This window comes from Pseudoalteromonas sp. NSLLW24 (assembly GCF_015864725.1).
In the GTDB taxonomy this organism is placed as follows: domain Bacteria; phylum Pseudomonadota; class Gammaproteobacteria; order Enterobacterales; family Alteromonadaceae; genus Pseudoalteromonas; species Pseudoalteromonas arctica.
Genome location: NZ_JADYWQ010000004.1, coordinates 72357 through 96107, shown reverse-complemented (window position 1 = coordinate 96107; position 23751 = coordinate 72357). Strand labels below are relative to the sequence as shown.

Here is a 23751-nt window from a genome sequence, read left to right as displayed (position 1 = left end):
ATGTCTTTTTCTTTACCTAGATTCGCATATAAAGGTTGGCTATTAAGCTTTGTTGTATTGGCGCTGAGTATGGCAACAGTGCAAAAAAGTCATGCTACAGGGTTTGATACCCTCCCTAAAAAGCAATTTAATGTGCTGCTATTTACAAAAACCGCAGGGTGGCACCATAAGTCGCAAACCGAAGGCGTTAAAGCGCTAGAAGGCCTAGCCGATAAGCACTTTTTTAACTTAATTTGGCACGAAGAAAGCCATTATTTTAACGACGATTACTTAAAAAATGTTGATGTAGTGGTATTTTTATCAACCACGGGCGATATTTTAAACCCAAAAGAGCAAGCCGCGCTTGAGCGATTTGTAAAAGCAGGCAAAGGCTTTGTTGGCATTCATAGCGCATCAGATACCGAATACGATTGGTCTTGGTACCAAAAGCTGGTGGGGCGCACCTTTAATATTCATCCTGTTATCCAAACTGGTGTATTAAGTAAAGTGCCTAATACTAACTTTATTGGCTTAAATCACATGCCGCAGCAGATGCTTTGGACAGACGAGTGGTACGAGTTTGGGCCAGAGCTCACTAAGTTAAACTACTTACTCACCGTTGATGAGCAAACTTACAACCCAGCTGCTGATTGGGGTAATAACAAAACAGGCTCGGGTATGGGGGCGTTTCATCCTATTTCGTGGTATCACAATTACGATGGCGGACGCTCGTTTTATACAGCCCTTGGGCATACTAATGCGGTGTATAAAAGTGAGTTTTTAACCGAGCATATTTATGGCGGAATTTATTGGGCTGCAACGGATAAAGGGTTAAAAAAAGTAGCAATTAATAAATAACTAATAAATACGCTTTTTAGCACAATTCATGTCGATTCAGGCTACTTTTTTAAGCGGCCTTTTATATTTAAGCATTTCTTAAGCACCTCACACATTTCTCTTAGTTTATAAAACAGATAAATAGTTTTGAGAACCTCTTGATCAAATGGTCAAAAAGACTATATTAAATTGCACGCTGTTATAATTCAAATAAAGAGGATAAACATGAAAGTATTTTTTAAAATAACAACTTTATTGTTAACACTAATAAGCTATCAATCACTTGCTGCATTTAATAATAACCCATCGAGTGTAGGCGCCGACAGTTCAGGAGCATACCGTAACCTCGCACAAGAAATGGGTAAAACAAATATACAGCAAAAAGTGAATAGTACTTTTGACAATATGTTTGGCTATAACAACAATCAACAGCTTTACTACCCGTACACCGAAAACGGTGTTTATAAAGCACACTACATAAAAGCAATTAACCCTGACGAGGGTGATGATATAAGAACAGAAGGGCAATCGTGGGGAATGACCGCTGCTGTCATGCTTAATAAACAAGAAGAATTTGATAATCTATGGCGCTTTGCAAAAGCGTATCAAAAAAATCCAGACAACCACCCTGATGCTAAAAAACAAGGCGTTTACGCGTGGAAACTAAAGCTTAATCAAAACGGCTTTGTTTATAAAGTAGATGAAGGCCCCGCTCCGGATGGCGAAGAGTACTTTGCTTTTGCACTACTTAATGCCTCCGCTCGTTGGGGTAATTCGGGGGAGTTTAACTACTACAACGATGCAATTACCATGTTAAACACAATTAAAAATAAGCTGATGGAAAACCAAATAATCCGCTTTTCGCCTTATTTAGATAACTTAACAGACCCTTCTTACCATATACCTGCGTTTTACGACTACTTTGCTAATAACGTAACTAACCAAGCAGACAAAACTTACTGGCGACAAGTAGCCACAAAAAGTAGAACCTTACTCAAAAACCATTTTACAAAAGTAAGTGATAATCCGCATTGGAACTTACCTACATTTTTATCGCGCTTAGATGGCAGCCCTGTTATTGGCTACATTTTTAACGGCCAAGCGAACCCAGGTCAATGGTATGAATTTGATGCATGGCGCGTAATTATGAATGTGGGTTTAGACGCGCATTTAATGGGTGCTCAAGCGTGGCATAAAAATGCAGTTAATAAAGCACTTGGCTTTTTAAGTTATGCAAAAACAAACAACAGTAAAAACTGTTACGAGCAAGTGTATTCGTACGGTGGTGCGCAAAACAAAGGCTGTGCAGGCGAAGGTCAAAAAGCCGCGAATGCAGTAGCGTTACTTGCTTCAACAAATGCTGGGCAAGCAAATGAATTTTTTAACGAGTTTTGGTCTTTATCGCAACCAACAGGTAACTACCGTTACTACAATGGTTCGCTGTATATGTTAGCTATGCTGCATGTCTCGGGCAATTTTAAGTTTTATAACAACACGTTTAATTAAAATAACAATACCTAAGCAGCAAAAAACCGGTGTAACCAAGTTACACCGGTTGTTTATGTATAACGAGTAAGCTAACTTTTCTCTTTAATACGTTGCTTAACTAATTTAGCTAATTAGCCAAACCAGCTATTTTTACATCAAGTGTAAATAACCCCTTAGCGGTAGTTATTAATAATGTTTTTCGGTTTTTACCACCAAACGCAAGGTTGGTTACATTAGGGCCCAGTTCAATTTTATCGATAAATGCACCTTCTGGCGTATAAATATTAATAACTCCTTTTTTGTGGCTGCTAACGTAAATATTGCCAGCAGAATCTACTTTTATACCATCGGGCGAGGTTACTTTAATAAAGTCTTCGCGTGGTGAAATATCACCGTTTTCATCAATAGTGTATTTGCTTACGCGGTTGCTAAAGTCGCCAATATAAAGGGTATGCTGATCTGGCGAGAGCGCAACACCGTTGGGCTTTTCAAGCGTAGCGTCAATTAAACTAAGTGTGCCTGTATTACTTAATTTATACACACCGGTATAAGGCATTTGTTGAGTTCGCTCGCCGAGTTGCCAGTTAGGATCTGTAAAGTAAATATCGCCATTTCTGTGCATAGTCATATCGTTTGGCGAGCTAAAGCTTAGCCCATCAAACTTATTAACTATTACGGTATTGGTCTTGCTTTTTATATTAATTTTAGAAAGCGACTGCGTACTATGGTTAAGGTTATAAAGGTTGCCGCTTTTTGCATACAGGCCATTTGTACCACTGTGTTTTAAATAAGTGGTGAGGGTATTGGGCAGCACTAATTTATAAATGGTCGAATCAGGGCCAAGTGCTTGCGAGCTAGCAAAGTTCATTTCTGAAAAATAAAACGCATTGTCTTGGCTTGACCACGTTGGGCCTTCTAAAAATAATAAATTGTCACTAACAAGTGTGGGTGTTACGCCCTTTATTAATGGCGACTGCTCATTGCTTTGGCTGTTTACAGTGTTTAACAAAGGCGTATTTTCAGGTTGTTGTGCCAGCGCTGCTTTATTAAAACAGAGCATTAATACAACTAAGCTTAGCGTTTTTTTGTGTGTTTTTAGCATAGACGTTTACTCAGGTTTGTTTAATTTATAATTAATGGTCATTTTGACTATATCATTTATTTTTTTCGTTGTATGATATTTATCGAAAATAATAACGATTCAACGGAGCACACACATGCATAAAAAACACACACTCAGCCTGCTTTTACTTGCAGGGTCATTAAGCGTAAACGCTGCACAAGACCAAGCTCTTAAAAACACCTTTGCAGACTCATTCAAAATGGGGGTTGCTGTAAATCAAGATATAGTGACAGGCAAAAATGCAGCCGCGCAGTCAATTATTGCTAAGCAATTTAATACAGTCACCCTAGAAAACGCCATGAAAGCAGAAGTAATTTACCCACAGCAAGGTAAGGTCGATTTTAGTGGTGCAGATGCGTTTATAGATTTTGCCAAGCAAAATAACATGTTTACCGTAGCCCACACCTTAGTGTGGCATAACCAAACGCCTGACTGGTTTTTTACAAATAGCAAAAATGAGCCAAATACCCCAGCAGAGCAGTTAGAGCAAATGCGCAAACACATAGAGCTTGTAGCAGGGCGCTATAAAAACAAAGTAGATGCGTGGGATGTAGTTAATGAAGTGATTGCTGATGACGGCTCTTATCGCCCAACTTTGTGGGTTAACCGCGTTGGTGATGGCGATACGATGGTAAAAGCCGCGTTTAAATACGCCCAGCAGTATTCACCTAGTACCGAGCTTTACTACAACGACTTTAATGCATGGCGACCAGAAAAAAGAGACGGCATTATACGTATGATCAAAATGCTGCAAAAAGAAGGTATCCGCATTGATGGCATTGGCATACAAGCGCACTGGGGGCTTAACTTTCCTGAAATGCAATATATTGAACAAGCCATTGACGCCTACGCCGCGCTGGGTATAAAAGTGATGATCACTGAGCTTGATATAGACGTGCTGCCTTTAACAAAAGAAGGGCAGATTACCGGCACCGATATGATGAAACCGCAGTTTCAGCTAGAAGAGTTTGAAACCTACCTCGACCCATACAAAAATGGCTTGCCAAGCGACGTAGAGGCGCAATTAAACGCCCGTTATAAAGCCTTGTTTGAACTGTTTTACGCAAAGCGCGACAAGATAGACCGCGTAACCTTTTGGGGATTACACGATGGTATGTCGTGGAAAAACGACTACCCAATCCCAAACAGAACAAACTACCCATTACTATGGGATCGTAATTTAAACCCTAAGCCAGTTATTAAAACAATTGCTGATGTAGTTAAGTAAATCGCATTGTGTAGTCAAAGCCGAGTATTTTTAAATACTCGGCTTTTTTTGTTTGCAAATTTTTATATGGAGGCAAATAAAAGTCATTTTACTAAGCGATTAGCTGGTAAACCTTGATCTTACCTAAGTAATACAAGCACAAGTATCACTTACACCTTCTCTTTAATTATTTTTATCAGACTCAAATCAAACTCAAAGCATACTCAATATTAAACGGGTCAAATTTTAGCCTTGATCCTTATTGTTAAATAGACTATAACAATGTTGGTTTTAGGTTAATTTTATGATTGCATATTCACACACACGATATAAAACAATAAATTTTAATTTAAACCTTAACTATAACTTTATGATTTTAAATTTATATTTGTACCTTTGTACAAAGTAAATATTAACGTTTGAAGAGATATTAAAATAATAAATATAAATGACTGTTTGTTTTTCTAATTAGTTGTAGTCATATTGAATAATAGATTTTGATAATGCAGTAGAAATACTCTTATCATATTTTATTCACTCAAATGGCTTTACTGCACCTAGTTTAAAAACGACTCATTTATTGCTTTAGTCTAAGGAATAAAAAATGAATAAATCGATTTTTCGTAACACCGGATTAGTGACCCTAGTGTCACTTTTAATGGCGTGCGGGGGGAGTAATAAAGATACACCGGTGCCTGAACCCATACCGGAAGTAGTAGCCCCTGATTCTCCAGCGCCTGAAGCGCCAATAGCAGCTGAAATAACAAATGGCGGGTTTGAAGAAGACACAGCAGGGCAAACAACACCCGTCGGAAATTGGGTATTTAGGCCAGCACAAGAATCAAGCGCTACTTCTACTATAGAGATAATTGAATCGCAAGAAGGCGTTAATACTTACAAAGGCACCAAAGCAGCTGAGGTTATTGTTAATACATTGGGTGACAACCCTTGGGGAATTGAAATAGCTTATGAAGACCTTCCTATCACTGGAGGTAAAAATTACGAGTTTAGTGTTTGGGCCAAAGGTGAAGAGGGAACCAGTGCCGATTTTTGGATTCAAACACCTGCGCCAGATTATGGTCAACTTAGCCTAGTAAAAGAAACACTCACAGGCGAGTGGCAAAAAATAACATTAACAGCCGCAACAGCCGAAGCTGACTCTTTAGTTAGGCTGGCAATTCACTTTTCAAAAGAAGAGAACATTAACAAGTCTATTTACCTAGACGAATTTTCAGGCTTTATTTTAGACGATGTACCAGCAGAAGAAATACCTGATGTTCAATACAGCGAAGTGACAGCACAAAGTTTAAAAGCATTAGCACCTAATTTTAATATTGGTGTAGCTGTTCCTGCGGGTGGATTTGGTAACAGCATAATAGACAGACCAGAGATTAAAACGATTATTGAACAACACTTTAATCAACTCTCTGCTGAAAACATTATGAAGCCTACCTATTTACAACCAACCCAAGGTGAATTTTTTTACGATGATTCTGATGAGCTAGTTAACTACGCCAAAGACAACTCACTCACGGTACATGGTCATGTTTTTGTGTGGCACTCGCAAATTGCACCTTGGATGCAAAGTTTTCAAGGTGATAAAGCCGCGTGGATAACCATGATGGAAAATCATATCACTCAAGTTGCCACTCATTTTGAAGAAGAAGGCGATAACGATACGGTAGTTAGCTGGGATGTAGTTAACGAAGCGTTTATGGAAAACGGTAAATACCGTGGTGAAAAAACCACAAACGACAGCGCCGACGAATCTGTGTGGTTTGAAAATATAGGTGCTGAATTTTTACCGTTATCATATAAAGCAGCAAGAGCGGCCGACCCTGATGCCGACTTATACTACAACGATTACAACCTGATTTGGAATGCTGATAAATTAGATGCTGTTATCAATATGGTTAACGATTTTCACAACAATGGCGTGCCTATTGATGGTATAGGGTTTCAATCTCATATTTCACTTAACAGCCCTGATATTTCAACCATTCAGGCACACCTTCAAAAAGTGGTCGATATTCGGCCTAAAATAAAAGTGAAAATTACCGAGCTAGATGTTCGTATGAACAACGAAGGCGGCATTCCTCTAACTTACCTAACCAGTGAAAGAGCGGACGAACAAAAGCAGTACTACTACGATATTGTTAAAACATACTTAGAAACGGTACCTGAAGATCAACGCGGTGGCATTACTATTTGGGGCGTAATTGACGAGGATAGCTGGTTACAAAACTGGCCAGAGCCAACAACAGAATGGCCACTGTTATTTTTTAATGACTTTACTGCAAAGCCTGCCTTACAGGGATTTGCTAATGCATTAAAAGAGCTAATTGAAGTAGCTGAACCAGCACCTTCACCAGAGCTGCTAACTAATGGCGACTTTGAAGCCGGACTAGATTCATGGCAAGCCCGTGGCAGTGCAAGCATAACTCTTGAAACAACCCAAGCTCACAGTGGCAATAATAGCGCTTTAGTACAAGGGCGAACTGAAACGTGGAATGGCATACAAAAGGATGTAAAAGGCCTATTTAGCGCAGGTGAAACGTATAACGTATCTGCGTGGGTTAAGTTATCTGACGACAGCACAACTGTGTCGCCAGATATAAAACTAACGCTACAAATAGAGCACACTAGCACCGAGTACCTTGAGCTTACACCCGTTACTACCGTTAACGCGGGTGACTGGGTACAGCTTTCGGGCACTTACACACATTCAATTACAACGCAGGAAAGCGCCGCTTTACTTTATGTTGAGTCAAGTGAACTCACCGCTGACTTTTATGTAGATGATGTATCGGTAACCTTGGTCGAATAATAAGTTTAACTAAAAGTAATTAACCCCAGATTAAATAGTCTGTATTTTTATACAGACTATTTTTTTGCGCGGACTTTAATTATTTTATGCAAAGCGCAGTAGGGTAGCCAACGTTACTTTTTGGGGTTGTGTGATAGCGCTTAAATAAAACGATTACAGATGAAGTTAAGTAAACCGCATTGTGTAGTCAAAGCCGAATATTTTTTGTTTTTGGGAATTTTCACAAAGAGAAAAGAATGAGAAGAAAATGAGAAGTGCCCCATGACTTTTAAGCATCATGATAAGCAAAAAGAGCTTAAAGTTTATAACTAGCAATAGGTTATAGTATTTGGTACTAATGTAGTTAAAGAGCATGCTGTAATCATAAAGTGAAAAAGAATTTTTGATTGAGCTTTTATTTGAATCTCTAATTGGGAATTTTATTGAATGATTAATATTTTAGGAAATTTTGCTAGATTAGAAGAGCTTTTTTTGATGCTTGATGCAAAATTATCCGAAATAGATTTAGCGATTCAAAGTTCAGCAGACCCTGATTCAGATGGCTTATTTGATCAGTCAGAATATTATGTTGGTCTTGGTTTTGTTGCTGCGCAGCAATGCTTAGTCGAAACAGTTATTTTTTCAGGTTTAGGTAAAAATAAAAAAGCATATAAATTAGGTCCTCGTCACCGTTGTGGAATTGCTTATGTAGCAGCAATAAACTCTGCCGCTGATTGGTGGAAACATGAAGCAGAATGGTGGGTTGATTTGGATATAATTAAAAATTCAAATGCTACAACTGTAAATAACGTTCTAGTCATTTCAAATAGTAATAGTTATCAACTATCGAACCTTTTATTCGCATTATCAAATAATAAGGAAATAAAGCTAAAGTGTTTGTTGCCAATAATTACAGAATGGGAACATGCGTTAACTAATTGGAAGAACAAATAAGAAGTTGCCAAGACACATTTATTCTTTGAGGGGGCTTATATAACCTTATTTAGGAATGGTTATTTTTTCTCTTACTCAAAATAGCCTGTGTTCTGATCCAACATCAGGCTGTTTTGTTTTCCTCTAAAAGCGAAGTGCCTCTTAACCTCTTTGTGCATAATTCACTTAGTCTATTTCACTAAAAAGCCACTAAACCTACTTAGCCTGATACCTCACGACTACAAACTTAAGTGGCACATCGCCATTGTTATAAATGCCATGTACGTCATTAGGCGCTGCAAATAAAATATCCCCAGTATGAGCAGGCTGGCTTTTGCCATTAAGCGTCCACGTGCCAGAGCCTTCAAGAATCATTAGGTATTCTTCATCAGGATGCTGGTGGGCAGGATGTATTTCGTTATTAGGTTTAATAACCGCAACGCCTGTAATAGCACCTTTAGTGAGTGGTGTATCGCCATAAAAATAAGTATGAAAATCACCGCCTTCGTAGTGAGTAATGTGCGCGTCTTTTTGACTCACAATAGCTGATGTAAGTTGTGTGGGTTTATCTGCTGCGTTTACAGGCAATGCTATGGTGGCTGCGGCTGTAAGTAATACGCCGGTTACACAATGTTTAACTGTTAAATGGTTCATGGTTGTAATCCTTATTATTTAACGCTTAGGTTAATTAAATAAACCCAGTCGTTGTTAGGTGTGTTGGGTGGTGTTGCCAGTTGTGTACTCGTTGCGGTATTTACACAAAAGCGTTTGCCGTTTATGTAGTTGTTAGTTCGTGGGTTAAACCAGTCGAGGGTGTAACACGCATTTGGTAATGTGACCTGAGCTTGGCTTGCGTTACTAAAATAAAATAAGTAAAACGTTGAGTTATCACTTAACGCCCAGCCTGTTTTTGTAAGCTCTGGGGCTGGTGTAAGTTTTTTAAATGGCACGTATTTTTGAAAAAACGCAACGGCGTTGGTCATCGCTAAATAGTAATCTTTGTATGGTGTTAAATCTTGCTCTGTTAGGTCGCCGCCACCGCCTAAGTAAAACTCAATGCCTGCGCCGCCAGCCATAAAAGTTGCCCACACGTTACTTTTACGCCACGTATCTACATTGTTTGCATACTCGTAAATATAGGCCTCGTCCATGGTGATCACCCACGGGTGAGGATTGTTTTGAGTAAGCTGGCGGTACTTTAAAACATCGCCGTAAGTGGTGTTAGTTTTAAGTTCACCTTGTAAGCTTGCCCCTGTGTAGGCGGGGTAGCCCAAAATGTTGTCGTTTGGTTTATCGTAAATGTGGTAGTCGAGCGACGGGCCGTTATGTATCACAATATGCTCTGGGTAGTAGGTGAGTGATTGAAAGTAATCGGCAAATTGCTTTCTTTGTTTGGTGGTATTGGCTTTTTGTTGTTTATCGTCGCCGCTTGGGTCTTGCCAGCCGTTTTCTTCGCCTATATTCCACGTGGTTGCTAAATGATAGCCAAAGCGGGAAAATAACTCGCGATAGTAAATTTTACGACTAACAGCAAAGTCGTTTTTAAGCTGGCTTTCGTTCCATTCAAACAGTGATTCGTTTTCGGTTTCGCTCATTACAAAGTGAGTCATTATGCCTTTTTGCTGCATGTGGCTAAATACAATATCCCACTGAGCTAATTTAGATACATCGTAGCGTGTGGTTTGGGTTTTGCTAAGCCATGGCCAAACTTGGTCGCCATCGCCGTAGGCGTTCATGGTTAAAAAGTAATACGCGTTGATGTTAAGCGACGCTAAATAATTTATTAGCCCAATAATGCCTTTAGAAGATTGATGAATACTGTTATCAGTCTCTGTATTGGTTGTTTGCCAAGTAGGGTCGCTATTTTGCCAATGCTTTATATGCGCTTGGTAGTTACGCTTTGTGGGAGTGGCATCAAACCCTGAAAAGCCAAGCAGCACTTCGGGGCTGTTAGCCCCTGCTTTTAAAAAGTACTCTTTTGAGCCATTAAACTGCAAATAGGGTTTATTAACGTATTCAAGCTTACCTTTGCTTTTAAAGTCCTTACTGCTGGATGACTTAGTGGCGGTGGTAACATTAAACTCGCCTGTTTGTCTATCAAAAAAACCGGCTGATTGCTCATTTGTAACAGTATTTAATGGCACGCTTGCGATATTACTGCCTTTAACAAATGAGAGTGTATAGCGCCATTTGCCAAGTTCGTTGGGCGAAAACAAAACCTGCCATTTGTTACCTGCTGTTGCATGTGTTTGAGCAGTGTTTGCATCGGCCGCATAATATCCAGGTACTGTATATTGCTTATTAGTGGGGCTGGTAAATGTGGCATCTAAGCGGTATTCGGTAAAAGGGTTAGGCGTGGCAAGCTCGCTGGTGTGCGGGCCTTCAAGGGTTAAGCTTAATTTATGCCAGATAGGCACGTGAGTGCTGGTTTGCTCTGCGCGAATTAGGGCGCTGAATATAAATGAGGCGAAAAATGCGCTAATTAACAGAAGCCGTTTTATTGTTATTTTTTTCATGTGTATCCTTGCTAATTTTGTTGCTAGTAAAGTGTGTGATTAAGGAATGTGTACTGTGTTATTTTTGTTCAGTCTATTTTAATAAAACGTTGTTGTCAAAAGGACTATATGGTGTTAAGTTTACGTTGCACACTAAAAAACACACAATAGGTACATCATGCATAAAAATAAACTTACGATTGCTATTTTATTAGGAATGTCGAGCCTTGCACTTGGCTGTAATGACTCAGCAGAGCAAAGTAAACCGACATTAAAATTGCAAAAAGCGCCGGAGCAAATAACGCTTAAAGCGCAATTTAAAGACCACTTTAAAATTGGCACAGCGATTAGCCGCGACCAAATATTAGGGGCTTTGCCTGAAGATTTAAACGTAGCTAAAGCGCAATTTAATACTTTTACGCCAGAAAACTCAATGAAGTGGGAGCGTATACACCCAGAGCTAGAAACGTATGACTTTGAAGCCGCTGATGCGCTAGTTCAGTACGCACAAGAGAACAGCCAAGAATTAGTTGGGCATACATTAGTGTGGCATTCGCAAACACCTGATTGGGTTTTTGAAGACGAGCAAGGCGAACCACTTACTCGCGACGCATTACTTAAGCGTATGCAAAACCATATTAATACTGTTGCAGGGCGTTATAAAAACCGTATTTTTGCATGGGACGTGGTAAACGAAGCACTTAACGAAGATGGCACACTGCGTGAATCTAAATGGAGCACCATTATTGGTGACGACTTTATAGAATACGCGTTTAAATACGCTAAGCAGGCAGCGCCTAATACCAAGTTATACTACAACGATTACAACTTGTATAAGCCAGAAAAAAGAGCCGGTGCAATTGCGCTTATTAAAAATTTGCAAAGCAAAGGTATTCAAATTGATGGTATTGGTATGCAAGCGCATTATTCGCTTGATAACCCAGAGCTTTCGTTAATGGAAGACTCTATTGTGGCATACGCTGCAACGGGTATTGATGTGATGATAACCGAGCTTGATATTTCGGTATTACCGTTCCCTGAAGGTGAAGAGCAAGGCGCTGACATTTCGTTAGATATTGCGCTACAAGAGCGCTTTAACCCATACCCGAATGGTTTACCTAGTGAAGTAAACACCCAGTTAGGCGAGCGCTACAAAGCCGTGTTTGACATACTTAAAAAACATGACGATAAAGTAAGCCGTGTTACTTTTTGGGGTATAAGCGATGCACGTACTTGGCGTAACGATTGGCCAATGCAAGGGCGCACCGATTACCCATTATTAATTGACCGTGAGCTTAAACTTAAAAGCTTTGTAAGCGACTTATAATCGCACTAAGTATTTAACCTCCCGCAAAGGATCGCTTAATAGCGATCCTTTTTTGGTTTATAAAATAGCTATTTTTTATTGGTTTTAGTTAAGCAGTAACTAATATGCGTTTGCAAAGGCACTTGTGGTGTTAAATAGCTAAATGGGAAGTGTGGGTTATTGGGGCTGTCGGGGCAAAATTGCGGCTCTAAGCAAATACCGTCAAATTGGTTAAACGGATTTTTTAAGTGCTGCCCTGTATATACCTGAATAGCAGGGTAGTTAGAAAGCACACTCAGCATTACTTTTTCATCGGCGCTTGTAAGCGTCGCGTGTTGCTTATTGGTTTGCAGGTTAAGTACTTGCTCGGTTACAAAGTTATGATCGAGTTTATCGATTTTATTAAGCACGCGCATATTTGTGTAGTCAAAAGTGGTATTTGCTACAGGGGCTATTAAACCTGTGGGAATGGCGTTTGTATCTACGGGGGTATAATACGCGGCAGCCAGTTTTAATGTATGCCCTTGTGCGCTGTTAGTAATGCCATTTAAATTAAAATATGGGTGCGCTGTTGGCCCTGCAATGGTTTTTTTATTACTGGTAATTGTAAATTTAATATCAAGATTACTGTGGCTTTTACTGTTAGTGGTAAAGGTATACAGCACGTTAAATATAGTTTTACCGGGGTAGCCGTTGTAACCATCAGGCAGGGTAATACTTAAACTTAATGCATTTTTTTGATGATAATCGAGCTGCCAAAATAAGTCGCTTAATGCTTTTTGGCCGCCGTGAAGTTGGTTTACGCCTTCGTTTTTATTAAGTACATAGGCTTTATCATCAATGTTTATTTGGGCGTTACTTAGCCTGTTTGCATAAGGGCCGGCTATAGCGCCTAAGTAAAACGTGTCGTTCAAATAGTCATTAATATTAGAATAACCAAGTATAATATTTCGTTTTTTATTATCAATATGGGTAACCCAGCTGGTAAGCCGGGCACCGTAGTTAATAATAGAAATAGTATCGTTTACCTCATTACTTAGCGTGTATTGAACAAGTGAAGTTGTCATGATGGCTACTCTTTTAATTGTTCGCTCTAGCTTTTTTAATTTCTTCTTTTACGATTGGGTACAGATCGTAAGTTGGGTAAAACTCAGTGCTGTAAGCTTTCCAACCATAACGTTCAATCGATAAGTTTACTTTTGGTAACAGCGCTGCCGGAAAGCGCAAAGTGACTACTTGCCCTATGCCCATCATTACTTTCCAAGATTCTACCGTTGCGCCCTCTGGCGGAAAATGTTTGTAAAAGTTAGCGTTGTTGAGTATTTCTTTTATTTCAGAGAGATTTTTTGATTGGTCGTGTTTTAAAAAAATCGTTAGCATTAGTTCATCATTTTGCTCGTCATTTGCCCATGCGTTAAAACTAGTACTTGCACTAAAAAGCATAATTAATAGTAAGTATTTCATAGTTCACCTTTGTTAGTTAATTATAAAAATGCGCCGAGCTTTGGGAGGCTTAGCGCATTAATTGGATAAAGTTTGAATTATTTAGCGCATTACGCGTACTAAATATATTAAGCGTTGGCTTTAATTAACGCCTGCGCGGTGCTCACTACATTTTTGGTGGTAAAGCCAAAATGCTCTAATAACACGTTACCTGGCGCCGACTCACCAAAAGTGCTCATACCAATTACTTTGCCTTGTAAGCCTACATATTTTAGCCAGTAATCTTGGTGTGATGTTTCAATTGCAATACGGTTTGCTACCGAGTTTGGCAATACACTTTGCTTGTAATCGTCTGATTGTAGATCAAACAATGTGGTGCTTGGCATTGATACCACACGCACTGCAACACCTTGTGCTGTGAGCTCTTTTGCGGCTTGCATTGCTAAATCAACTTCAGAACCCGTTGCAATTAAAATAAGCTCAGGTGCTTTATTGCTTTCGCTAAGAATATAGCCGCCTTTTTCTATATCGCTAATTTGCTGAGCACTACGTGGCTGGTGGTTGAGCCCTTGGCGACTAAAAATAAGCGCAGTAGGTTGCTGCTGATTTTGTATCGCGTTTTTCCACGATACTGCGGTTTCTACTGCGTCACATGGGCGCCATGTGACTAGGTTTGGGGTCATACGTAGGTTGGCTAGTTGCTCAATAGGTTGGTGAGTTGGACCGTCTTCACCTTGGCCAATAGAGTCGTGGGTATACACAAATATATTTTGAATACCCATAAGTGCCGACATTCTGACTGCGTTACGGGCATATTCCATAAACATTAAAAATGTAGCGCCGTAATTAATAAAACCACTGTGCAGTGATATGCCATTCATAATGCCGCTCATACCAAACTCGCGCACGCCATAAAACAGGTAATTACCGCTGGCGTCATCTGCGCTTATGCCTTTAGAGCCAGACCACAGCGTTAAATTAGAACCAGCTAAATCGGCAGAGCCACCCAATAACTCTGGTAAATGCGGGGCAAAGGCTTCAATAGTGTTTTGCGAGGCTTTTCGGCTTGCAATATTAGCGGCGTCATTGTTGCACTGTGCAATGTAGTTGTTTGCAATAGCTTCAAAACTTTCAGGCAGGGTGCGTTTAATTACGCGGCGTTCAAATTCTTTGGCAAGCTCTGGGTGGCTTTTGGTGTAGTCGCTAAACAGTTGCTGCCATTGTTTTTGTTTTTTATCACCGCTTTGTTTAGCGTCCCAATGGGCGTAAATATCATCACTGATACTAAATGCTTCATTTGGGAGGTTTAAAAATTTGCGCGCCGCAGTTATTTCGTCATTACCTAATGGCGAGCCATGGCAGTCGTGCGAGCCTGATTTATTTGGCGAGCCAAAACCAATCACGGTTTTACAACAAAGTAGAGTAGGTTTGTCGCTCACTTGTTTTGCTTGTGCAATGGCGCTGGCAATTTGCTCTGGGTCGTGGCCGTCTATATCTTTTATTACATGCCAGCCGTAAGAGTCAAAGCGTTTAGCGGTGTCGTCGGTAAACCAGCCCTCAACGTGTCCGTCGATAGATATGCCGTTATCGTCCCAAAAAGCAATAAGTTTACCCAGGCCTAATGTGCCTGCAAGCGAACATGCTTCGTGCGATATACCTTCCATTAAACAGCCATCGCCCATAAAACAGTAAGTGTAATGATCAACAATATCAAAACTCTCTTTGTTAAATTGTGCTGCTAGGGCTTTTTCGGCAATGGCCATGCCTACGGCATTTGATAAACCTGCGCCAAGCGGACCTGTTGTTGTTTCAACACCTGGGGTGTAACCGTATTCAGGGTGACCTGGGGTTTTGGAATGCATTTGTCTAAATTGTTTAAGCTCGCTAAGTGGTAGTTGGTACCCGCTTAAATGCAATAAAGAATAAATAAGCATAGAGCCGTGCCCGTTACTGAGTACAAAGCGGTCTCGGTTTGGCCAATTTGGATCGTTAGGATTGTGGTTTAAAAAATCGTTCCACAGTACTTCGGCTATATCGGCCATACCCATAGGTGCGCCCGGATGCCCTGAATTTGCTTGCTGTACCGCATCCATACTTAGTGCGCGAATGGCATTAGCAAAAGGCGCACGAGAAGAAAGCTGAGTCATGTATTACCTCAAATAAAATTAAAAAAGCCCGCACGTAATGTGGCAGGCTTGAGGGAAATTAGTGTAGTAGGTCTTCAACCAATTTAGCCAAAATACGCTGGTCTTTGGCAAAGTTACGAATGCCTTCACCGAGCTTTTCGCTGGCCATTGCATCTTCGTTGTGCTGCCATAAAAACTGCTGATGGGTAAGCTCGGTTATTTCACTTCGCGGCGCTTTTGTTATGTTTGCAGCGTCAAGTTTAGTAACCAGTTCACCTTCTTGGCTTTGTAAACTATTTAACAGTGGTGGCGAGATAGTGAGTAAATCACAGCCAGCAAGTTCGATTATTTCTTCAATGTTTCTAAAGCTTGCGCCCATTACCACGGTTTTATAATCGTACTTTTTATAGTACTGATAAATACCTGTAACCGACTGCACACCAGGATCTTCGCTTGGGGTGTATTCTTTATTATCGCGGGCTTTGTACCAATCAAGAATACGACCAACAAACGGAGATATAAGCGTTACGTTAGCTTGTGCGCATGCAATGGCTTGAGCCATCGAAAAAAGCAGGGTTAAGTTACACTTAATACCTTCTTTTTCTAACTGTTCGGCGGCTTTAATGCCTTCCCATGTTGAAGCAAGTTTAATAAGTACGCGGTCTTTTGAAATACCCGCTTGCTCGTAAAGCGAAATAAGCTTACGCCCTTTGGCAATACTTGCTTGGGTGTCAAACGATAAACGCGCATCTACTTCGCTTGATATACGCCCTGGTATTACCTTTAGTATTTCACAGCCAAAGTTAACAATAAGTTGGTCGCAAATAGCGTCAACGTCGTTGCCAGCTTTGCTTATAGCATCACTAATTAAATGTTTATACTGAGGTAATTTTGCAGCTTGTAAAATTAACGAAGGGTTGGTTGTTGCATCAACCGGTTGTAGAGCTTTGATTGACTCTACATCGCCACTGTCGGCAACGACTGTGGTTACTTTTTTGAGTTGTTCTAACAAGTTCATAATGATGTACGCCTCGGCTTTAAAACCGAGGCTATGTCCTTATACGTAGCGGTTAACAATATTCTCAAGCAGTTCTTGGCGACCAGAAACTTGCTTAGGATCGATGTTGTTCTCGTGTACTAAGGCTGAAAGGCTTTCAAGTGATTGCTCACCATTTAGAATGCTTTGACCTAGGTCTTCTTTCCAGCCTGCGTAACGTTTTTCAACAAAATCAGTCAGCTCGCCGCCTTCAATCATTGCTGCTGCATTGAGTAATGCTTTAGCCATCGTATCCATACCGCCAATGTGACCAATGAATAAGTCATCACGCTCACAAGATTGACGACGAAGTTTAGTGTCAAAGTTAAAGCCGCCCGTTGTAAAACCACCCATTTTTAAAATTTCGTAAACAACAAGTGTGCACTCAGCTACGTCGTTAGGAAATTGGTCAGTATCCCAACCGTTTTGCATGTCGCCACGGTTAGCATCAATACTACCCATAATGCCCTCAGCGCAAGCAACTGCAATTTCGTGGTGGAAACTATGACCCGCAAGTGTTGCGTGGTTTGCTTCAATGTTTACTTTAATTTCGTCTTGTAAGCCGTGCTTGTATAAAAAGCCTGCAACCGTTGCTGTATCGTAATCGTACTGGTGCTTAGTTGGCTCTTGTGGTTTTGGCTCAATTAATAATGTGCCTTTAAAACCAATTTTTTTCTTGTGCTCTACAACCATTTTCAAAAAGCGTGCGTACTGTTCGCTTTCTTGTGCAAGGTCTGTATTTAGTAGCGTGTCGTAACCTTCACGACCACCCCAAAGTACGTAGTTTTCGCCGCCTAAACGATGTGTAATTTCCATTGCATGTTTAACTTGTGCTGCTGCATATGCATACGTATTAGGATTAGGGTTTGTTGCACCACCGGCACAAAAACGCTGATTTGAGAATAAGTTAGCAGTACCCCACAGTAGTTTTACACCTGTGCGCTGCATTTCTTTTTCGATAATGTTAGCTATGTGCGTTACGTTATCGTGGCTTTCTTGTAGTGTTTTGCCTTCAGGGGCAATATCAACATCATGAAAACAAAAGTAAGGAACGCCTAATTTTTCATAAAATTCAAAGGCTACTTTTACTTTTTGTTCAGCAAGTTCTAATTGATTGCCTACAGGTTGGATCCAAGGACGGTCAAACGTACCTTCACCAAAAATATCAAACCCTGTAGAACAAAAGTTATGCCAGTAACAGGCTGCAAAACGTAAATGTTCTTTCATTGTTTTGCCAAGCACTACTTGGTTTTCGTCGTAGTAACGAAATGCAAATGGGTTTTTAGAGTTTTCACCCTCAAATTTGATTTTTTCAACGTTTGTAAAAAATTGTTCGCTCATAATGTGCTCCATTAATTTTATAATAGTGTATTAAAAGTATGTTTTTACACTTTGGTAAAGTGCTTTGTATGTTGTGTATTGCTGTGCGTAAAAGTCTTGCATGACTGGGTCTGGCTCAATTGTTTGCGTTACTTTGCCGTTAACACACACTTGTTGTGCAGGGAGTTGTGTTACTGCTATTCGGGCAAGTCTTGCTGCGCCAAATGCGGGGCCAACTTCTGAGCCTTCTCGGTAAATTAGGGGGCGGTTGAGTACACTTGCAATGATTTTTCCCCACAGTGGGCTTTTAGCGCCACCACCAATAACGGTTACATCGTCAATTTGTGCGCCGGCATCAAGCAGTACTTGTTGGCCATCGGCAAAGGCAAAAGCAACGCCCTCGAGTACTGCGCGGCCAAGGGCTGCTGCATCGGTATCACTGTCTAAACCAAAAAACACGCCTTTGGCATCGGGGTTATTATGCGGCGTACGTTCACCAGTTAAATAAGGCAAAAATATCACAGAGCTTGGTTTGCTAAAGTCGCATTTACTTACTTGTTTAAGCAATGCACCTTCGTTTTCAAAACCAGTTAATTTAGTGACCCAGGTTAAACAGCTTGCTGCGCTTAACACCACTGACATTTGGTGCCAGGTGTTTTCAATGCAATGACAAAAAGTATGTACAGCACCTTCTGGGTTAGGCAGGTATTTTTCGTTGGCAACAAAGTAAACGCCCGAAGTACCTAATGATAAAAACGCTTGTTTTGGCTTTACTACGCCTACACCGGCAGCGCCTGCGGCATTATCGCCACCGCCTGCAACAACAGGTACTTGCTCCATTCCCCATTTAGCAGCAACTTGGGCTGTTAATTTGCCTGTAATTTGTGTGCCTTCAAAAAGAGTAGGCATGTGTTGCTCTGTTAAGTCGCAAGCACTAAGCATTTTTTGCGACCATGCTCTTTTTTCTACGTCTAGCCATAATGTGCCTGCAGAGTCAGACATATCTGATGCAAAATCGCCGGTCATTAAAAAGCGTAGGTAGTCTTTTGGTAATAATACTTTGGCTACTTTTGCAAAATTTTCTGGCTCAAACTCTTTTAACCACACCAATTTAGGTGCAGTAAAACCAGGCATTGCAATGTTGCCGGTAATATTACGAGAATTTGGTTCGCGTTTTTCAAGCTCTACACATTGTGCAGCACTACGCCCGTCGTTCCATAAAATGGCTGGGCGAATAATATTATTGTTTTTATCAAGCAGCGTAGCGCCATGCATTTGCCCAGAAAGGCCCACAGCCTTTACCGATTTTAGTAATGCAGGGTGAGTATTTTTAAGATCCTCGATTGCACTACATGTAGCAAGCCACCAGTCTGTAGGGTTTTGCTCAGAAAAAAGTGGTGCAGGGCGTGAAACGCTTAAAGATCCACTTGCTTGAGCAAGCAATTGGTCTTTCTCGTCTAAAATAATTACTTTTACACCTGAAGTGCCTAAATCGATACCAAGGAACATAAATGTGATACTTAATGTTGTTTTAGTGTTAGCGCTAACATTAATGATTTGATATTGTTAAGTCAAGCTAGTTTTAAACTATGTTTAACAATTAATTTGCAAGTTTATTGCTTGGTTGTTGGAGTTCACTTAAATTTCTTTTTAAGATCATAAGGAAACACTATGAAAAAAATAAACTGGGGTATTGTTGGTTGTGGCCGAATTGCTGCACAATTTTGTGAAGACTTAGTACATACCAATAATGGTGTTGCGTACGCGGTTGCAGCAAGAAGTGGGGAAGATGCAAGCGCCTTTGCGAGCAAGTATGGCGCGGCAAATGCCTACGAAGGGTATCAAGCATTATTTGACGATAAAAACGTTGATGTAGTTTACATTGCGACCCCGCATAACTTTCACTTTAAAAATGCCAGCGATGCTATTAAAGCAGGTAAGCATGTATTGTGCGAAAAGCCTATTACGGTCTCGGCTGAAGAGTGTAAGCAGTTGTCTTTACTGGCTAAAAAGCACGACGTATTTTTAATGGAAGCCATGTGGACGTACTTTTTACCTGCAATACAAAAAGCAAAACAATGGGTAGAGCAAGGGCGAATTGGCACTATTAAACATGTTAAAGCTGACTTTGGCTACCCTGTGCCTTTTAATCCCGATGGGCGTGAATACAACCCAGATTTAGCGGGCGGTTGTTTACTTGATATGGGAATTTATCCGCTTGCAATTGCCAATTACTTTTTAAATAACGACCTTGAAAACTTATACGTAAGAGCAAATATTCGCTACAAAGGCGTGGAAGACGATGTACTTATTACTGCTAATTGTGGTGATGTAATGGTGAGCTTAGCAACGTCATTTCAATGCCGGTTAGGGAATGGCGCGTATATTATTGGCGACAAAGGCTATATAAAAATACCCGATGCATTTAGGGCTTATGAGTGCTCTTTGTATGAGCTTGATGACTTAATTGAGCATTTTGAAGATGGCAGGCAGTCACAAGGTTATAGCTTTGAAGCGCAAGAAGTAGGGCGCTTACTGAGCGAAAACAAACGAGAGAGTGACATTATGAGCCACTCTCAAAGTTTACTTTTACAATCGCAAATGGAGCGTATTAAAGCCCTGTTTTAAAATAGTTTTAAGAGAACTTTAATAGAGCTTTAAAAGAGTTTTGAATGAGCTTTAAAGCAGTTTCAAAAAGCTTTCAATCAACTAATAAACTTAACTAGCGGCGATTTATTCGTCGCTAGGTTCGTCATAATTAAAAAATGAAAAGTGAGCTTCTTTATTTGCCCCCGATAAGTCTTGGCACGCCATACCAATAAAAGCACCGGTAAAACACGGTCGATACCCTTGTGGTGATTGCTGCACGTAATCATCAGATAAAATACTGCCATCGAGCACTGGACCAAACTTTATCCAGCAGTTTTCCTCGGTGGCGTAGTAAAACTGCAGCTGAGCGCCATTAAAATCAGCTTTTAAGTAAACAGGCTTGTTTGTTTTAAGCAAAAGCGGTGCAACAGGCGTGCTTGTTTGGTATTTATCGCAGCTTATTATATTTAAATAACGCGGTGTGGTTTCATCGCCTACATCGCCGCCGCTTATATGCAAATAGTAGTAATGCGCGGTGTTGTAATAACATACTAGCCCCGCCATTTGCTGAAAACTGCTCGGCGCAAAATCAACGCATGTGCTGCTAACAGTATGATGAGCCTGTATACGCCTGGCAATAAAACTTTGCTGATGCAATGAGCTTAAAGACTCTTTCCCCACTAGGGTAAGCGATGCTTTTTGAGTGTTTTTATAGACCCAATTTTTGCACATAGGTATGCGCAATGACTGAAAATCAACAGTAAGCCCATCGTTACTAAAATCAATATGTGTTGAGGATTGCGACTGTGGATTTAGCGTTAAACCTTCAACGGGTACGTGTATTCTGGGGGCTTTATTTGTGTGTTTTGCATAAGGCCAGCCATCGTCTCTCCAGATTATTTGCTCAATCCCTGTTTCACGGCCTGTAATGCAGCGGCCACGCTCAGATAGTGGCCTTGATGTTAAAAATACCGTGTACCAATCACCGTTTTGCGTTTGAAAAAAATCCCCATGGCCACATTTTTGCAGCGCATTACTCGGCTCATGTACTGCTGTTATTACGGGGTTGTGCGGGTGTACTTGGTAAGGGCCAAATACGTTTTTAGAGCGCGCAATACTAATGCAGTGTTCATACCCTGTGCCACCTTCAGCAGTAATTAAATAGTAGTAATCGCCACGTTTTAAAATATGCGGGCCTTCAGTGCAACCAAGCTCTGTGCCTGCAAATATAGGTTTAACATCGCCTATTAATTTATTGGTTTTTAGGCAAAGCTCTTGCATTACTATGCCACCAAATAGTGCGTTGTTGCGGTGATCAACCAGCATGTTTAGCAAATAACTTTTACCGTCATCATCGTGAAAAATAGACGGATCAAAACCGCTAGAATTTAAGTAAGTCGCTTGTGACCAGTTACCGGTAATATCAGTGGTTGATACAAAATAGTTTGGCGTGTCTTTCCATGGGCCATCAAAGCTTTTTACATTGGTATACACCAAATAAAAACGCCCATTGTTGTAGCTAAGTTGCGGTGCCCATACACCGCAAGAGTCGGGCACTCCTCGCATATCGAGTTGCTCTACGGTGTTAAGTGCTTGGCCTATAACTCGCCAATTTACTAAATCGGTAGAGTGGTGAATTTGCACACCGCCAAACCATTCAAATGTTGAAGTGGCTATGTAGTAGTCGTTATTAACTCTGACAATGTTTGGGTCTGGGTTAAAGCCTCTTAGAATTGGGTTTTGCAGCATGCTCATAATATAGGCCTTTTTAAGTTTTTTATATTATTGGGTGTGAAGATTATAAATTTGTTGTTAGCGCTAACATTTTCAGTGTAGTATAAGACTTTGTCAATAAGTAATCATTTAAAACGCGCTGTAAACAATATCAAGCTTTACAATTATGTATAATGAAAATTAAGAAAGTTAATTATAACAATCCACTGATTGTGAGTAGGTAATAACAGTAATGGCCGATCCTAAAAGAGCAAGAATACAAGATGTAGCCGAGCAGGCTGGTGTATCAATGATGACAGTTTCGCGCGTGCTCAACCAAGACAAAAAAGTAAGCGACAAAACCCGCGAAAAAGTAATGGCTGTTGTTGAGCAATTAAATTACAGGCCAAATGTGTCTGCTAGGCGCCTTGCTAGTACTAAGTCATTCTTTTTAGGGCTTTTATACGATAACCCAAGTGACTCTTACATAAGCCAATTTTTATTGGCAGCGCTTAAAAAATGCCGCGCACTGGGCTACCACCTTGTTGTTGACGAAGCGCATACCGATATTGACAAAACAATTGAATCGGTAAAGCAACTTATTGATGTTACACAGGTTGATGGCATGATTTTACTGCCACCTATGTGCGACAACGAACAGGTTTTAGATGTTCTTACTAAAGCAAATATTCCATTTGTAAGAATAACGCCAGATACAAAATTAAATCGATCCCCTTATATATGCATGGACGATTACCAAGCAGCGTTTGATGTTACAGAGCATTTAATAAATCAAGGGCATAGCAAAATTGCACATATTATTGGCGACACTAAACAAGGTGTTAGCCGTTTGCGTTACCAAGGTTATTTAGATGCACTGCGCTCTAATAAAATAATAACGCCACCTGAGTATATAGAGCAGGGCAGTTTTACTTATCAATCGGGCATGGAAGCGGCAATAAAATTACTTTCACTTGATGATAAGCCTACAGCTATTTTTGCAGCTAACGATGACATGGCAGCCGCTGTAATCTCAATAGCTCAAAAACAAGGTATTAATATTCCAAGCGAACTGTCGGTTGTTGGCTTTGATGACACGCAACTTGCAACCATAGTTTGGCCAAATATTTCTACGGTAAAACAGCCCATTAATGAAATGGCTGAGCTTGCCATTACTTTACTTGCATCGGGTCAGTATAACGATTTGAGCAATGTAAAAAGTTTAGACTTAAGACATATTTTAGATTTTGAATTAATAGAAAGAGAATCAAGCTCAACCAATAAAAACAACTAAATAAGCACACCCTTTTGAGCTTCAAAATCTATATAAAATAACAACAACACACAATA

At 40.3% G+C, this 23751-nt stretch carries 18 protein-coding genes; 8 read left to right on the top strand and 10 right to left on the bottom strand.

Features of this window, described 5'->3' with window-relative positions:
• Positions 1 to 837: a ThuA domain-containing protein gene (locus I6E72_RS05295; protein ID WP_197111335.1), complete on the top strand. Its 837-nt coding sequence runs from the start codon at positions 1 to 3 to the stop codon at positions 835 to 837.
• Positions 838 to 1041: 204 nt separating this feature from the next.
• Positions 1042 to 2322 carry a glycosyl hydrolase family 8 gene (locus I6E72_RS05290; protein WP_197111333.1) on the top strand — a complete coding sequence of 427 codons (1281 nt, stop codon included), beginning with the start codon at positions 1042 to 1044 and terminating at the stop codon, positions 2320 to 2322.
• Between the two features lie 109 nt (positions 2323 to 2431).
• Here I6E72_RS05290 and I6E72_RS05285 read toward each other — a convergent pair whose 3' ends face one another.
• Positions 2432 to 3406 (bottom strand): SMP-30/gluconolactonase/LRE family protein, encoded by a 975-nt coding sequence (locus tag I6E72_RS05285; RefSeq protein WP_197111331.1) that lies wholly within the window; start codon positions 3404 to 3406, stop codon positions 2432 to 2434.
• A gap of 115 nt (positions 3407 to 3521) precedes the next feature.
• Between I6E72_RS05285 and I6E72_RS05280 the strand changes: the two genes are divergently transcribed.
• The 3 genes from I6E72_RS05280 (at position 3522) to I6E72_RS05270 (ending at position 8394) form a co-directional block, all read left to right on the top strand.
• Positions 3522 to 4655, top strand: coding sequence for an endo-1,4-beta-xylanase (locus I6E72_RS05280; RefSeq protein ID WP_197111329.1), 1134 nt, complete (start codon positions 3522 to 3524; stop codon positions 4653 to 4655).
• Between the two features lie 583 nt (positions 4656 to 5238).
• Positions 5239 to 7461, top strand: coding sequence for an endo-1,4-beta-xylanase (locus tag I6E72_RS05275; RefSeq protein WP_197111327.1), 2223 nt, complete (start codon positions 5239 to 5241; stop codon positions 7459 to 7461).
• 426 nt (positions 7462 to 7887) lie between these two features.
• Complete coding sequence (locus I6E72_RS05270) at positions 7888 to 8394, top strand: hypothetical protein (protein ID WP_197111325.1); 507 nt, start codon at positions 7888 to 7890, stop codon at positions 8392 to 8394.
• Between the two features lie 195 nt (positions 8395 to 8589).
• Here I6E72_RS05270 and I6E72_RS05265 read toward each other — a convergent pair whose 3' ends face one another.
• Positions 8590 to 9027 (bottom strand): cupin domain-containing protein, encoded by a 438-nt coding sequence (locus I6E72_RS05265; protein ID WP_165721796.1) that lies wholly within the window; start codon positions 9025 to 9027, stop codon positions 8590 to 8592.
• Between the two features lie 14 nt (positions 9028 to 9041).
• Positions 9042 to 10889 (bottom strand): DUF5060 domain-containing protein, encoded by a 1848-nt coding sequence (locus tag I6E72_RS05260; RefSeq protein WP_197111323.1) that lies wholly within the window; start codon positions 10887 to 10889, stop codon positions 9042 to 9044.
• A gap of 157 nt (positions 10890 to 11046) precedes the next feature.
• On the opposite strand from I6E72_RS05260, the gene I6E72_RS05255 reads away from it, so the two are divergent.
• Complete coding sequence (locus I6E72_RS05255; protein ID WP_197111321.1) at positions 11047 to 12195, top strand: endo-1,4-beta-xylanase; 1149 nt, start codon at positions 11047 to 11049, stop codon at positions 12193 to 12195.
• Positions 12196 to 12263: 68 nt separating this feature from the next.
• Here I6E72_RS05255 and I6E72_RS05250 read toward each other — a convergent pair whose 3' ends face one another.
• The 6 genes from I6E72_RS05250 to xylB all read right to left on the bottom strand — a co-directional run bounded on the left by I6E72_RS05250 (position 12264) and on the right by xylB (position 19608).
• Positions 12264 to 13241, bottom strand: coding sequence for an aldose epimerase family protein (locus I6E72_RS05250; RefSeq protein ID WP_197111319.1), 978 nt, complete (start codon positions 13239 to 13241; stop codon positions 12264 to 12266).
• 13 nt (positions 13242 to 13254) lie between these two features.
• Complete coding sequence (locus I6E72_RS05245) at positions 13255 to 13638, bottom strand: hypothetical protein (RefSeq protein ID WP_197111317.1); 384 nt, start codon at positions 13636 to 13638, stop codon at positions 13255 to 13257.
• Between the two features lie 107 nt (positions 13639 to 13745).
• On the bottom strand, positions 13746 to 15764 hold the full coding sequence (gene tkt / locus I6E72_RS05240) for a transketolase (protein WP_197111315.1): 2019 nt from the start codon (positions 15762 to 15764) through the stop codon (positions 13746 to 13748).
• A 58-nt stretch (positions 15765 to 15822) separates the two neighbouring features.
• On the bottom strand, positions 15823 to 16761 hold the full coding sequence (tal, locus tag I6E72_RS05235; protein ID WP_197111313.1) for a transaldolase: 939 nt from the start codon (positions 16759 to 16761) through the stop codon (positions 15823 to 15825).
• A gap of 39 nt (positions 16762 to 16800) precedes the next feature.
• On the bottom strand, positions 16801 to 18120 hold the full coding sequence (xylA, locus tag I6E72_RS05230; protein WP_007375167.1) for a xylose isomerase: 1320 nt from the start codon (positions 18118 to 18120) through the stop codon (positions 16801 to 16803).
• A gap of 30 nt (positions 18121 to 18150) precedes the next feature.
• Positions 18151 to 19608: a xylulokinase gene (gene xylB / locus I6E72_RS05225; RefSeq protein WP_197111311.1), complete on the bottom strand. Its 1458-nt coding sequence runs from the start codon at positions 19606 to 19608 to the stop codon at positions 18151 to 18153.
• Between the two features lie 162 nt (positions 19609 to 19770).
• Between xylB and I6E72_RS05220 the strand changes: the two genes are divergently transcribed.
• Positions 19771 to 20727: a Gfo/Idh/MocA family protein gene (locus I6E72_RS05220; RefSeq protein ID WP_197111309.1), complete on the top strand. Its 957-nt coding sequence runs from the start codon at positions 19771 to 19773 to the stop codon at positions 20725 to 20727.
• 105 nt (positions 20728 to 20832) lie between these two features.
• Here the strand turns inward: I6E72_RS05220 and I6E72_RS05215 are convergent, their stop codons facing one another.
• On the bottom strand, positions 20833 to 22443 hold the full coding sequence (locus tag I6E72_RS05215) for a glycoside hydrolase family 43 protein (protein ID WP_197111307.1): 1611 nt from the start codon (positions 22441 to 22443) through the stop codon (positions 20833 to 20835).
• A 211-nt stretch (positions 22444 to 22654) separates the two neighbouring features.
• Between I6E72_RS05215 and I6E72_RS05210 the strand changes: the two genes are divergently transcribed.
• Positions 22655 to 23695 (top strand): LacI family DNA-binding transcriptional regulator, encoded by a 1041-nt coding sequence (locus I6E72_RS05210; RefSeq protein ID WP_007375163.1) that lies wholly within the window; start codon positions 22655 to 22657, stop codon positions 23693 to 23695.
• Positions 23696 to 23751 lie beyond the last annotated feature (56 nt).